The organism is Sutcliffiella sp. NPDC057660 (assembly GCF_042800035.1).
Lineage (GTDB): Bacteria > Bacillota > Bacilli > Bacillales > Bacillaceae_I > Sutcliffiella_A.
In genome coordinates this window covers 1-13,149 of the sequence record NZ_JBHVHV010000020.1, presented here as the reverse complement: position 1 = coordinate 13,149, position 13,149 = coordinate 1, and the positions used below count along the sequence as shown (strand labels likewise).

18 protein-coding genes are annotated in these 13,149 nt (G+C 34.4%); 16 read left to right on the top strand and 2 right to left on the bottom strand.

Going from position 1 to position 13,149, the window contains the following annotated elements; all coding sequences use genetic code 11:
• Nucleotides 1–114 precede the first annotated feature (114 nt).
• The 7 genes from ACFVAD_RS20260 to ACFVAD_RS20230 all read left to right on the top strand — a co-directional run bounded on the left by ACFVAD_RS20260 (nt 115) and on the right by ACFVAD_RS20230 (nt 5,720).
• Nucleotides 115–1,263 carry a hypothetical protein gene (locus tag ACFVAD_RS20260; protein ID WP_386644400.1) on the top strand — a complete coding sequence of 383 codons (1,149 nt, stop codon included), beginning with the start codon at nt 115–117 and terminating at the stop codon, nt 1,261–1,263.
• Between the two features lie 146 nt (nt 1,264–1,409).
• Complete coding sequence (locus ACFVAD_RS20255; protein ID WP_386644398.1) at nt 1,410–1,583, top strand: Spo0E family sporulation regulatory protein-aspartic acid phosphatase; 174 nt, start codon at nt 1,410–1,412, stop codon at nt 1,581–1,583.
• Nucleotides 1,576–1,764 (top strand): DUF2187 family protein, encoded by a 189-nt coding sequence (locus ACFVAD_RS20250; RefSeq protein ID WP_386644395.1) that lies wholly within the window; start codon nt 1,576–1,578, stop codon nt 1,762–1,764. The genes ACFVAD_RS20255 and ACFVAD_RS20250 overlap by 8 nt, the downstream gene beginning before the upstream one ends.
• A gap of 58 nt (nt 1,765–1,822) precedes the next feature.
• Entirely contained in the window at nt 1,823–2,011 is a 189-nt protein-coding gene (locus ACFVAD_RS20245) for a hypothetical protein (protein WP_386644392.1), read from the top strand.
• Nucleotides 2,012–2,070: 59 nt separating this feature from the next.
• Nucleotides 2,071–3,795 (top strand): MBL fold metallo-hydrolase, encoded by a 1,725-nt coding sequence (locus tag ACFVAD_RS20240; RefSeq protein WP_386644389.1) that lies wholly within the window; start codon nt 2,071–2,073, stop codon nt 3,793–3,795.
• A gap of 17 nt (nt 3,796–3,812) precedes the next feature.
• Nucleotides 3,813–4,025: a DUF3006 domain-containing protein gene (locus tag ACFVAD_RS20235; RefSeq protein ID WP_386644386.1), complete on the top strand. Its 213-nt coding sequence runs from the start codon at nt 3,813–3,815 to the stop codon at nt 4,023–4,025.
• 72 nt (nt 4,026–4,097) lie between these two features.
• Nucleotides 4,098–5,720: a hypothetical protein gene (locus ACFVAD_RS20230; protein WP_386644384.1), complete on the top strand. Its 1,623-nt coding sequence runs from the start codon at nt 4,098–4,100 to the stop codon at nt 5,718–5,720.
• Nucleotides 5,721–5,966: 246 nt separating this feature from the next.
• Here ACFVAD_RS20230 and ACFVAD_RS20225 read toward each other — a convergent pair whose 3' ends face one another.
• Nucleotides 5,967–7,304 (bottom strand): replication initiation protein, encoded by a 1,338-nt coding sequence (locus ACFVAD_RS20225; protein ID WP_386644380.1) that lies wholly within the window; start codon nt 7,302–7,304, stop codon nt 5,967–5,969.
• Nucleotides 7,305–8,046: 742 nt separating this feature from the next.
• On the opposite strand from ACFVAD_RS20225, the gene ACFVAD_RS20220 reads away from it, so the two are divergent.
• The 9 genes from ACFVAD_RS20220 to ACFVAD_RS20180 all read left to right on the top strand — a co-directional run bounded on the left by ACFVAD_RS20220 (nt 8,047) and on the right by ACFVAD_RS20180 (nt 12,782).
• Complete coding sequence (locus tag ACFVAD_RS20220) at nt 8,047–8,436, top strand: hypothetical protein (RefSeq protein ID WP_386644378.1); 390 nt, start codon at nt 8,047–8,049, stop codon at nt 8,434–8,436.
• Nucleotides 8,437–8,505: 69 nt separating this feature from the next.
• Nucleotides 8,506–8,796, top strand: coding sequence for an AbrB/MazE/SpoVT family DNA-binding domain-containing protein (locus tag ACFVAD_RS20215; protein WP_386644375.1), 291 nt, complete (start codon nt 8,506–8,508; stop codon nt 8,794–8,796).
• A 248-nt stretch (nt 8,797–9,044) separates the two neighbouring features.
• Nucleotides 9,045–9,422 (top strand): DUF4257 domain-containing protein, encoded by a 378-nt coding sequence (locus tag ACFVAD_RS20210; protein ID WP_386644373.1) that lies wholly within the window; start codon nt 9,045–9,047, stop codon nt 9,420–9,422.
• 35 nt (nt 9,423–9,457) lie between these two features.
• Nucleotides 9,458–9,673: a hypothetical protein gene (locus ACFVAD_RS20205; protein WP_386644371.1), complete on the top strand. Its 216-nt coding sequence runs from the start codon at nt 9,458–9,460 to the stop codon at nt 9,671–9,673.
• A 105-nt stretch (nt 9,674–9,778) separates the two neighbouring features.
• Nucleotides 9,779–10,000, top strand: coding sequence for a helix-turn-helix domain-containing protein (locus ACFVAD_RS20200; protein ID WP_386644368.1), 222 nt, complete (start codon nt 9,779–9,781; stop codon nt 9,998–10,000).
• A gap of 3 nt (nt 10,001–10,003) precedes the next feature.
• Nucleotides 10,004–10,384, top strand: a complete 381-nt coding sequence (locus tag ACFVAD_RS20195) for a hypothetical protein (protein ID WP_386644366.1) — start codon at nt 10,004–10,006, stop codon at nt 10,382–10,384.
• A gap of 131 nt (nt 10,385–10,515) precedes the next feature.
• Entirely contained in the window at nt 10,516–11,142 is a 627-nt protein-coding gene (locus ACFVAD_RS20190; protein ID WP_386644363.1) for an HNH endonuclease, read from the top strand.
• Nucleotides 11,143–11,180: 38 nt separating this feature from the next.
• Nucleotides 11,181–12,272, top strand: coding sequence for a DUF3895 domain-containing protein (locus ACFVAD_RS20185; RefSeq protein ID WP_386644360.1), 1,092 nt, complete (start codon nt 11,181–11,183; stop codon nt 12,270–12,272).
• A gap of 339 nt (nt 12,273–12,611) precedes the next feature.
• Entirely contained in the window at nt 12,612–12,782 is a 171-nt protein-coding gene (locus ACFVAD_RS20180; protein WP_386644358.1) for a hypothetical protein, read from the top strand.
• Between the two features lie 101 nt (nt 12,783–12,883).
• Here the strand turns inward: ACFVAD_RS20180 and ACFVAD_RS20175 are convergent.
• Nucleotides 12,884–13,149: hypothetical protein (locus ACFVAD_RS20175; RefSeq protein ID WP_386644355.1), on the bottom strand; the 266-nt coding region annotated here is incomplete at its 5' end.

Below are 13,149 nucleotides of genomic sequence, written 5' to 3'. Positions count from 1 at the left end.
TAATGGTACAGGAAGAAAATAGTCTACCTGTAACAACCTAATCTAATAAGGGATGAATAATTAAAAGCAGCGGGATCTTCCCTCTGCTTTTTCCTATTTAAAAGGAGTGACAATATGTTTGAAAAGTCTGCAAGAGAAATTGAAAGACGTTTTATTCGACGAGTATCCAAGAATAACTCAATTCTTACTTTTACTGTTAAAGGCAGAATCAATTATATTAATAAGATAAGTGATTCCTTTTTATCTATCACTACAAACAAGAGTGTTAAACCTTTCTCTATTTCAAGAAAATCCATTAGAAAGGCAATAAGCTTTTTTATAGATTCTAAGACGATTACCAGGAAGCAGCTACAATGCTATAGCAAGTTTACTTCGTCGTTGCTAGCGGTCCTAGTAGATGTCTTTACTGATAAGGTGATTCTTAGGAAAATGAAGAGCGGAGAAGTGCGTATAAGCCTTACAGGGACAAGGGTGTTTGCGTCTGGACTTGAAAAGGATCCATATATTAGAGGTGAACTTAAAAAGTTAGGCGGAAAATATCTGCTTCTTAACTACTATCATATTAGAGGCAATCGAAACTGGAAGAGGATATTGGATGAGGGGTTTCATTGTATCGTGGACAGTGGGGCCTTCAGTACCTTTAGATACAAGCAAAGATGGAATAAAAAATTGGATAATCAGCTGGAACTATTCCATATTGATGAAGTAGAAATGATTTCCGTGGAGGAATATGCTAATTTTATTAATAAGGAGTGTCAGGATAATAGAATAAAGGCTTTTATAAATTTAGATGTAATTGGCGACCCGCAACAAACCAGAAGTAATTATGAGAGATTAAAATCCCTCTGTCCTGCAGCTACCATTTGGCCAGTATGGCAATTTAATGATACGGTAGATAATTTAATGGAGCTATCCCAAGAAGAACATGAGGTGATCTGTATAGGGGGTCTTGTACCAAGCATCTTAAAACACAAGGAAGAAACAAAGGCTAGACTCATTGATTTGGTAAATAAGTTTCCTGAAGTAAATTTCCACTGTTTGGGATTAGCTAACCGGTGGTTATGTGAAATATCCCTGTTTTCTGCTGATACGACTGCATTTTTAAATGCCAGAAAATCACCAGATCAGCGAAAAGTTTACTTAGAAACGGGGGAGCGGGTTTCAGCCGATGAAGAAATGTCAACAATAGATATAATTAAACAGAACCTTCTTCATTTAATAAACCTAGAAAAAGAGCCAGTGAAGCAATTAAGTCTTTTTTAAAAGGTTTACTTAATGTATAATAAATGTAAATTATTTAATTTATGGGAAAAACCCAATGTGATAGGCTTTCATGCCTTGCTTTGGGTTTTTTTTATTTCTAGGAAATTGCATTTCTATTTCATAAAAATATAAATAAAAGAGTGAAGGTGATTACAATTATAGACTATTATAGTGCGTTAGAGAATAAGAGATTAGAACTGCTAGATGCAGTGAAAAAGCTTGGTTTATCAAATGAAAGAACTTTGCAGATTTCACAAGAATTAGACGAACTTATAGTTTATGTGCAAAAAGAGACAAAAGGGGTGTATAAATGTGGCTAAGGCAAAAGAGGGGCATGTAATTTCATTCAAAAGGGATAATATGACGATAAAGGGGAGAGTAAGTATTCTCTATCAAAACTCCGCTGTGGTAGAAATCTCTCATGATGATGCCATAAACCTAGGTTATTCCACGGATAGAACAGTGGTAAATCATAAAAATTATAAAATCCTTAAGAGCTGAATACTATCCTCATAGGGTGCATAGATATTACCATTCTAATTAATGGAAGGTGAATGATATGCACAAAGTAAAAAGTGTTAAGTTTAATCTTGATATCAAACGTGATAATGATTTACATACATTCGCATCACAAAAAGAAAATTTTGCTGGATGGGTTAAAGATTTGATTGAGAAAGAAATGAAAAAAACTACGGTTCCTGTTTATAAATCAGATCAGGATGGGGTTATTAGGATAAGAATTCAATAACCAGAATCGAGTATACCAATCAATAAATCAATAGTGTAATAATCATTGGAGTTGAAGAGATGCATTTTTCAAACAAAAAATGGCTAACATGGCTCATGCTGTTCCTGGCGCCACCTTATGGTATTTATTTGTTATTACGGAATCGAAAAGAATATCCCAAATACTTGCCTTTTATTGTAGGAGGAGTATTTTCAATACCTTTTATCACCATGATTTTTTTAGAAGATGGAATATGGGCTCTATTAACCTACTTAGCTTTAATTTTAATAGTTGCCTCGATCATAGGCTTAATAAAAGGAAATGTCACTAGCTTGCAGATACATAATCGTAAAATTGCCGGCATTACACTATTGCTTGCCTTTATTGCGTTTTTTAGTTTTGGTACCGGTTTACCTGAAGCAGATAAAGCACAAAGTACTACCACAGAAGATAATCAAATCGGTACGAAATTCGATGAGAATTTAGAAGAAAAAGAAGCCGAAGAAACTGCTGCTACGGCTAATGAAAAAAACGATGAAGAGTCGCAAAAAGAAGATTCCAAGGAAACCTCAAAAGAAGTAGAAGCAAAAGAAACTGAAGCAAAAGCTACAAACCCTCCAGCAGCCAGTGGAGAAATGTCTGTTCATTTCGTTGATATCGGTCAAGGATCAGCCCAGGTAATTGTTACTCCTAGCAGTAAGGTAATGGTTATTGACGCAGGTAACAATGACGATGAAGATGATATGGTAGCTTATCTGAATAATCTCGGTGTACAAAAGGTAGATTATATGATTGGTAGTCACCCGGATGCAGATCATATTGGTGGTATGGATGCAGTAATAGATTCATTTGATATAGGCGCCATTTATATGCCGAAAATTTCTGCCACTACCCAGACTTTTGAATCGGTATTACAGTCGATTAAAAACAAAGGTCTCTCTGTTAAGACCGGGGCCGAGGGAATCTCCTTTGATTTGGGTGACGGTATCAAAGCCGAGTTCCTTGCTCCAATAGGTTCTTCCTCTGATCGGAATGAAATGAGTATTGTGGTAAAAGTAACATATGGAGAAAACAGTTTCCTCTTTACAGGAGACGCAGATGAGCGCTCAGAGAATGAAATGATTACACAGCATGGAGATAAGCTTGATTCGACCGTATTAGCGGTAGGGCATCATGGATCCAACGGTAGCTCTATATATGCCTTCTTAGAACGTGTGAAACCAGACTACGCTATCATCCAGGTAGGGAAGAATTCATACGGACATCCCACTCCAGAGGTCTTAGAACGTCTGAATAACACAGGGGCCGAGATTTATCGAAATGATAAACAAGGAACCATTGTATTTACTACAAACGGTAGTGACATAAAGGTAAATACAAATGCCTGGGTATATAAAGCACCAACCACTAAACCAAAAACAGAAGATACAACCAAAAAGAATAACGAACAAGCTCCTCCTGCAACTCCGGCAACACCTCCAGTAGAGGAAAAGCCAAAAAAAACACAGTCGTTATCCGCTGCCGCTACAATTAGTAATGCGACACCTACCCAAAACTCTAATTTAGTCGTAAGTGTCACTGTAACAGATGGTCAAGGAAATGCAGTATCTGGCGCGGAAGTAACATTAACACTCCATTATAAATCAACAGAAACGGTGTATACCGGGTCCACCGGTGCTAATGGTGTGGCTGATATAAGCTTCAGAATAGGGAGAGCTGCTAAAGGGTTTACAGTGGAAGGGGATATTAGTGTAACTGCTAACGGATTGACTACAAATACCTTAACGGCCTTTACACCTCAATAAGAAAGGGGATTCAATCCATGGAAGGCATTATTGATCGTTTTGAAGGAGATATAGTTGTAATTGAAATTGATGGTCAAACAAAAGATTTTCCAAAATCCGAAGTGGATCCAGCCTGCAAGCCTAATGATGTAGTTTTACTAGTAGGAGGAATATGGTTACCAAATCTCAGCAAAACAAAGAAGAGAAAGAAGCATATTCAAAACCTTATGAACGATGTATGGGAAGATTAAAAAAGACAGACAAGCTGCTCTAGCAAGCGTTAGATTATCATAATTTCAACCTAATTATGGATGGGGTTCAATATGAAAAAAATCAAGCAAAGTAACACTCTCGTTTATTTAACCTACAGTGAATTATATGGATATAAAGATTCAGAATTAAGCGTGATAAATGAAATAAAGGACAAGCCATTGTTGGATACCCTTCAACTTTTGTCTAGGTTGCAGTATGTTGATTACATGGACCAAGATACCAAAAGAACTTTTTTGCTATTCTTGAAGCAGAAGGGACTCTTAAATGAAAGAGTTGCTACAGTCGTAGCTAATAGGGCCATGATCAACTACCAATGCATTTTAACTTTCTGGAAATATATTTTTGCATATGGTGATGAAAAAATGTTAACTAAATCCTCGAATTTATCTGAAACTGAATTACTAGGTCAGGTGATAACCTTATGTGCCAAGATTGGTGATTTTTTATATCGAGGAAATTCTTCAACTTTGGAAAGTGAGTTGATTAGGAATATTCATTTCAACAACAGGCCAGAAGTATTTGCATCATTAGGAAGATCTTCTTATATATATTTAGACTTAGCGGCAGAAAAAGAAAAATATAATAGAAAAGAATTTATTGATATTCAATCTGACTTTTGTGAAAGAAATCCTTATACTATGAAGGAGTATTTATCAGTTATTACTTCCCTCATAAGCGGATTCTCTAAAGTAAACACCAAAATAACTAAACCAGTAAGCATTAACCCAGAGATATATTATTCTGAAGTTTCTATAAAAGAGGCTGGTATCAAAATCGTTAATGAACTTTCCTTTTCTTTTTCAGAAGCAAAGGAATGGGTCTTAGAAAAGATAAATCACCCCTGGGATTTTTCATTATTTCAAATAAAACCATTGTTTAACTATGATGGTAAAAACTTCATTCCTATATGTATTCCCTTTTTAGAAGATGAAGTATATGAGGCTTTCTTTTTTAAGGTGAGGAAAATGTATGATAATGATAAAATTCTAGGATTTCTTGGAAGGCCTTTTGAAGAATATGTTGCTTTAGCAGGTAGACAGAGTGTTAAAGATTCTAAAGTTCCTTACCAATATATTGAAGAGTTTGCATATGGTGAAAATAACTCTAAACAATCTCCGGATGTAATGATCAGACTCGGAAAAAAGCTAGCAGTTTTTGAAGTTAAGAACCGCAGAGTACGAGCAGCGGCCTTCCTACAAGGCGATGAATTATCCATTAAGAAAGACTTAGATAGAACATTTATTGAACCAGTTAAGCAGGCTTTCACGTCAATTTCAGAGATTCTAACAACAGAAATATCGCATAAATTATCAGGGGTGGAAGAAGTTTATATATTTTCTGTAACTAATAATAAATGTAATAATTTAGGGTTTTATGATGATTATGTAAACGAGAAACTCGAACAAGTAAATAACTCAGAAATAGTAAAAGGTTGTATTTCATTGGATATAGAAGAATATGAAGCGCTATGCTATCTAGTGTCAAAGAAGAGACCGATCTTTAATATTGTTGATGAGTTTTTAAAAAACCCTCTTATTTCCTTTAAGAATTTTCTATATCACCGAAATTTTCCTATGCGAAAGCCGAAATTCTTAGAACAAAGGGTTTTTTCTGCTTTTGATGATGTTTTAGAGGCTTTCGGTGCACAAGAAAGAGTTAAAGACTTTAAATAGTAAAATTGCTTTCTAAACGGTTAAGATATAAAAGAGATCTTACTGGTTAAAAATAAGTTAAGGTCTCATAAAAAACAATTAAAAGGCTTTGTAGACCAAATTCCTAAATTATTGACCTGATTAAATAATGAATCATAATTCATTTTCCCGACTGTTGAACCACGTAGGTAGAGAAAATGATATAAAAACTCAGTTCTTATAGAACTGAGTTTTTATTGTTTATATAACCATTTAACTAAGGGATCACTATACATGGAGCAACATGGTTGCATATATCTCCTTAAGGTAGGAATCTTCCATTTCTTCTAAATTTCTTGGTCCACGCTCACTATTACTAAGTATTTCTATATCCTGTTCTACTAGTTCCATAATGCTCTGATGGGCAATGTCTGTATCATCTTTAGAGTATTTTTTTAGCCGGTCTTTAATTTTTTTTACCGCCAGGCAATGTTCTTCAAATTTAGCAGTATCCCCGTACTTTTCTATGTAATTTTTTATTTTGTCATTATGGGATTTGCCAACAAGCAGTTCCAGCTGTTCTGAATCTTCAGGTTCACTCACAAAACGGGATGAACGAACAGAAGACTTTTTAGCCTTAGCATAATCCTTCTTAATAGAATTGAACAAATAACCACCCAGGTTATCAATATTCTTTTTCTGTTGTTGGAGTTTTACATATTCGATGTTTCTCTCAAGCTGATCCTTAGGATATGTATTTATGAGGTACTTAGCTTTTTCCTCTTCTATACCTAAATCTAGCATATCCATAACAATCTCTTGAAGCTCTGTTGGCCACTCGCTGGTAGAGGATTTCTCTACTTTGGAACCCTCATCGTCTGGTTGCACCTCTGTACTTAACGAATTTCCTTTCTCTTGCCTGCGATCCTTTATAAAGAAAGTAATAGAGGTAACTTTTCTCCCCGTTTTATGCTCCTCGAATGTGAAAGAGAGATCCGTTTTCACCTTTAACTCTTCCATTGCGACACTCAGAACTTTATTTTTAAAATGCCCATATTGTTTATATTTCCCTTCCTCTATGGCCAAGTAGTTTCTAAGCTCCTCGATAGTGAAGTGTCGTTTTCCAATGCTTAGATATTGCTTAAGTAGTTCATAGATACGAATGGAATATATCGATTGTAGCTTAATCACGTTTTCAAGCTGATAGGAAGTGAATTTTTCTTTTAAATTTAGAAACAGATGTTTTAAGTCCGGATTAAATTTCAAGAGAATGCTTCCTTCATTATCTTCATAAATGGCCGTCATCAGCCAGTTAGCAACCATTGTCTTTGTCCCTTGCTTAATGGTTAATGTTTTGGTCTGTAGATCAGTTACAACTTGCCTAATATGAGAGTAATAGCCTGTACCTGGTTTCGTCCCTACAATGTCCATAAAATCCTGCACACGGAATTTATATGCCTTTAGTTCTTCATCGTTCGGCTGCACCTTACTTGCTAAAACCAATAATATGCGCTGTTCTTGTAGAGATAGCTTGTATGTAGCTTCGATCAGTTGGTTAGACTTTGTAACCCAGTTTTTAATATCAAGTTCATATGGAGCGGCTTGCACTTCTGTCGTCTTTCCCAAAACCATACCTCCTCGCAATCTATCACTAGTATAATGGAAAGGTGATAATTTTAGAAAGAGGAAATAGAGATTATTTTCGCATAGTCATTAACTATCACTTATTTTGCGTCATATCAGGCTTTATAGAGGTTTTTATCCAAATTATTCCTCTAAGTCACGCAAAATTAGTGATACTTATACCCTTTGACTATAAAATTGTAATTTCTAGGATACTTGAACGCAAAATTGGTGATAGTTGGCGGTAACTTAAATTTTCTCACGCAAGAAAAGTGATAGTTTAAGAATGTGGCGCAAAATTAGTGATACTTTACTCAAAAAAAGTGATAGTATACGCAAGATTGGTGATCGTTTAACGCAAAATCAGTGAGGTTTCACTCAAAATTGGTGAGGATAAACGCAAAATTAGTGAGGGTTCACGCAAGAAAAGTGATAGTTTACGCAAAATTAGTGATACTTAACTGTCAGAAACCCTTATATATCAAAGGATTTCGACACCTTAAAACAATAAAACAATTAAATCATTAAAACATATTAAAATAGTGTATAAAACAACAAAATAGTTGTTGCAGCTTCCACCAAATACTTTCATTAATACAAAATATATAACAAATCCTATATAATATTCGGAATTTAACATAGGAAAGAATACCGTACACTATAAGTACTACTAAACACCCTCATATAAGGAACTCACCCATTTACTTTAATTAGTATAATTTAAGGAAAAATGGAGGATCTCTGTATGGAGCCTAATGAATATTTACATGCTTTGGACACTGAATTCCAAAGTCTCATTACCAAATTCGAAGAAGTAATGTCTTTATGGAAAGACTATACTCATTCTAATATCCTGGAACGGTCCCATATAAAAGAAAAGTTATCTACTAAATTTAAAAGATTTAAGTCAAACTTAAAAAATAGATTAGAATACATTCAAACAAAAGGTGATTCTTTAGAAAAGAAGGTTCTCCTTGCTGTTCTGCAGGAGGTTTGGATCATGTTAAAAGACCTTAGCCTTAAACGGCTTAACCTAAATAATACTGTGTTAATTAATTACAGATTCAATTCTACTGTTTATATATTGAAAAGCGGTTATCATCAGTTAACCCAGTATTCATTAATAGAGGATTAATTGAAAAGAAAACTAAATGAGAAACTTCTTCATATTTGTTATATAATGTATTAAAAGGGAGTGATTTACATGAAATCTACTGGTATTACACGAAAAGTTGATGTATTAGGAAGAATTGTCCTTCCTGTAGAGCTTAGACGCTCACTAGAAATAAACATCGGAGATCCACTAGAGATATTTGTTGATGAAGACCAAATAATTCTTAAGAAATATCAGGCTTATAACCAATGCTTAGTATCAGGGACAGTTGAGAAGACAAACTTATCATTAGCTGGGGGAAAACTAATATTAAGTGAAGAGAGTGCTAGAGAATTGGTTGCGGAGCTTCAAAAGTGGTTAAAAGAACCGGTCCATTCATAGAAATGATTGCATATGTGAAAAAATTTCCATATAATTAAGGTATAGTTTTTTACCTTTCTTTTTTCTATGCAACCTTTAAGGTTAGCAGTCTATTAATATTACACATTAGCGTCCTATGGGGCGAACTTATTATACTTTTGTATCTATTTCGGTAGATGAGGTATAACCAAAGTTCACCCCTGGGGCGTTTTTTGTTGTTAAAAATGATTGCAAAAAAAGAAAGCCAATTTAATTAGGAGGTGAAGAGTATGTTAGTAGAGATTTTAGAGATTTTAGAGCAACCATTAATAGCAGGTGGTTTCGGTACCTTGTTAGGACTTTACCTACACGCAAGGAAATACAAAGTTATTAAGTGGCCCAGACGGTTAAAAAAATCTTGGGATTTAGGATTCCTATACGATTGTATGGATTCTGCATTTGGAGCGTTTGCTCTTGTATTGGCTCTTAACCCAGGAGATCCATATCGGATGTTTCTTGTGGCTCTTATCGGCGCACTAAATGCAGAGAAAGTAATCCAATATCTTTCCCGAATGTTTAATCAAGTAACAGATGCCAATATTACAAAGTCATTAGAGAAAGAAGTAACTCAATCAAAGGACAAAAACCAAAACAAAAAATCATCGTAATTAAACTAAATTTGTGATTGAGAGGAGAAGCTATTATGTACCAAAAAGTCACAGTTAGCGACATTCTAACAGACGAGGAAACTAACCATATCAAAGTCCTTAGAGAATCAATGAAAGATTCAAGAACGCCAATTGGTGTTATTAAGAGCTGGTTGACGATTAAGAAGATTATTAACCTGGCAGAGGATAGATACCATAGGGGTGTAGCGAAAGGTAATTTTACACCAAAATTGAGAAACTTCATCAGCTAAATGTATGCAGCTAAAGATTTATTCTTTAGCTGTTTTTTTATTTGCTTCATACGTCTAAATGGACGTATAATGAAAGATAAGTAAAATATTGTAAGGGTGAAAAGTGTGGAAAAGTTTGCTTTATCAGAAATATACACTGCTGCATCTGCTTCAAACAAAAGAAATATTCCTTATAGCACCCTGAAAGACGACATTGTTCGATATAGAAAATTTGATAGTCAGCTGGAACGGGGTCTTATTAAGAAGGAAGGAAGAGTATGGCTAGTCACTGAACAAGCTTTAAATGAAGTTTATGGGAGCCAGGACACCGAAAACAAGGAGGGATGAGAAATGGCAAAGTGGAAGAGTATCCTAAACCCTAGAGAATTAGAAATGATAAATCATTACCAAAGAGAGATCCTAGAATTGGATATTGAGAATTCCGAGATCAAAGACCAATATATACGTGAGATTACACGTCTCATGGAATCCGCAGCCAAACGTCATTACGAGGAAAACCCTTCATTAGTCCCGCTCCATAAGGGTACTGCCGGCAATGCGTTTGAACCTCCTACCGTTCGGGACCTATTAACCAAAGAAGAGGAAGATGAAATTGAGTTTCTTAAGTGGCGAATGACAAAGGCTATTACTCCTTGGGGGAAGAACAGATTAAAAAAGAAAATAAACAGTATCGTCTTGGAAGCAGAGGAACGAAATAATTATAGAGACTAGGTTAATTGCTTTATTTTGTGTGTGATATTTCTTTTCTCAATGATAAGTATATGTGAGGAAAATTTGGTGATTTAGTTGGTTTTAAAATCCCATCTATTTCTATCTTATGCTAGAGAAGAGGAGAAAAAAATATGTGTTATTTGAATGAGGATGATTTCTTTGATTACAATGATTTGCAAATGCGAGAAGACGAGGATATTTATGACGATCATAGAGAAGAGATAGAAGAGATTACAAGAATATACTTTGAAAGACAATATAATGACTTCCCGGCAAGATTAACTGAAATAAGTAATAAGAGATCCTGTAATAATAAAGCTTCTAAATCCAAAATCACTTTTCTAGGGATTATAGATGATTCATTAGGAGCTGCTCCAATTGCGAAGAACAATGTAAAAGTAAAATCTGAATCTTATTATCGCGATCAACAAAAAAGCAATAAATTAAAAGCTCTGTACAATCATACATGCCAAATCTGTTCAAAAAAAGGAATTGAAATAAAGCCTGGAGAATACTTTACAGAAACTCACCATCTTAGACCGATGGGGGAACAGGGTCCAGATTTTGAAGGTAATATGGTTGTGGCTTGTCAAAATTGTCATAAGTACTTAGATAATGGAAGTATTTATATTAACCCAGATACTCGAGAAATCACTCACTTTAAGGATGAAATTCAAGGTTGCATTCTGAACTTAAAACACGATATATACTTAAGCTTTCTCTCTTATCAAAATAGTAAGTACATATACCATAAATAACAGAATGACATTAGAAAGGTAAAAGGGGGAAGTAATCCATGAAGAAAATCCTCTCACAAAAAGAACGTGATGAATTATTAGAGTCCGTTACTGATTCTCAAAGAGAATACCTTATAAATTTCCTCAAAAGAGGAAAGAAAACTCAATTTTCTAACCTCATTGCCAATTGGAAGGCGAGTTCTGTGAAGGATGAAGAAATAGAAGTCGCTGCAGCCAGTTGGGAATTAATAGATTATATTGATGCTGGCCCAGATTGGCAGAATGATTCACTCTTTTGTGCTTGTGGAAGACAACTCCGCAGACAATATAAAGTCTCCAATACTTTAACTGGAGAAGTTCAAACCTTTGGTATTCAACATTTTCAAGAACATACCAAGATTGAACCAGAGCTTGTAAAGGATATTATAAAAGGTTTCGAAAGAATTGATTATGAGTTGGATGAGATCCTTCTGAAAATGGTAGATGGTTGGACGCTTGAAGCCGAATGGCTACCTGAAATTCCCGGGGACTTGTCCTTTCCGACTGATATTTCAGAGCATCTAAACCAAGGTATACCACTACTTGAACGACAAGTTGAGAGGCTTCGACTGGAAATCAGGCAGCACCTGAAAGAAAAAGATAAACAATTATTGGAGCGGGTTTATAAGAAGCAAGAGGAGGCTAAAAAGAAGTCTCAGGCTTTGCAAAAAGCTGCTCAGATAGAATCTTCTATGAAACTTGAATTAGAACAGCAGGAGCAAGCTAAACAAGCAGAAAAAGAAAATAAGGCAGCAATAGAGAAAATGTTAGTTGATCGTAAAGAAAATAGAAAAGAAATAGATTTTAATAAAGTTAGATTGTCGTTAAAAAGAAAGTACCAGGAAGCTATCTTAGAAATTATTAATAATCACCAAAATGTAGAGATAAATACCTTGGACGTTTGTTGGAAGTTAATTAATAGTTATGGAGCGGATAGTGATTTATATTCAACTAATAATAAGCCAAGGATATATTTCGATGTCCAATTAATTATGAAAATGTTAGCCACTGAAGGTGTACTGAAATTGCTATCCTATAATCATGAAAATAGTTTCTATTCTATATTGACAGGCGCTAAGTTGGAAGAGGACCAGCAATTGAACTTATTTTAATGCAAATAGAAAAGGATGTAGGTAAAATGCTATACTCACATTTTCAAACACCAGCCAAGAGTTAAACAACTTGAAGAAATTGATTATGAAATTTAGTGAACAATTGGATTTCCGATTAAATACCCACTCCATACAATTTGGTCTGAAGTGGGTATAATTTTAAAACCGAATAAAAACCAAACACCCTTGTTTTCACAATTTAAGTAAACCATTTGACAATAAACTCAAATGAAACAATTGAACTTTAAGGTTTTCTTCTTTCCATGATAAGCTTATCTATGTAAGTTCAACATAAAAAATATTTTAGAATTACAAGTTGACAGGGAGGAGGAATTTAACTTGAAAATTGTATTTTTAATTATATTTTTGATTGCTATTTTCTTTACTTGGAGAGATTTCAGGAAGAAAGTTAAGAACGTAGAAAAAGAAGTAGAAATAAGGCCTATATTTGTACGATTTCTTTTGGCCTTGATTTTACTAATAATAGCTATAATAGTATTCGTTTTTTAAACAACATACAAATTACTATTAAAATGGCAATAATAAAATGCAATAACAGAAGAAGATTCTATACTGTTAGCAGAATTTGAATTATTTGTAATTTTGTTTTTTTATGTTGAGATTCGTTCAACAGAGAGAATGATAATTATATTATGTATAGGAAAACTTTCTTGTACTTTGCGGGTTGTATTTGTATCACTACTTGGAAATGCCATTATGAGAGAGATTCGATTATACATCTTGCAATTTTTAGAGCGTTTTAGAAGTTGAATTGGTGGAGGTGTAGACGTCAAGTTGAATTTTACACTTTTTGCTCGTTTCCTTTTTACACTTCTGCTGAAAAAATGCTCTTCCGATTTTTCATCCGATGACTTTC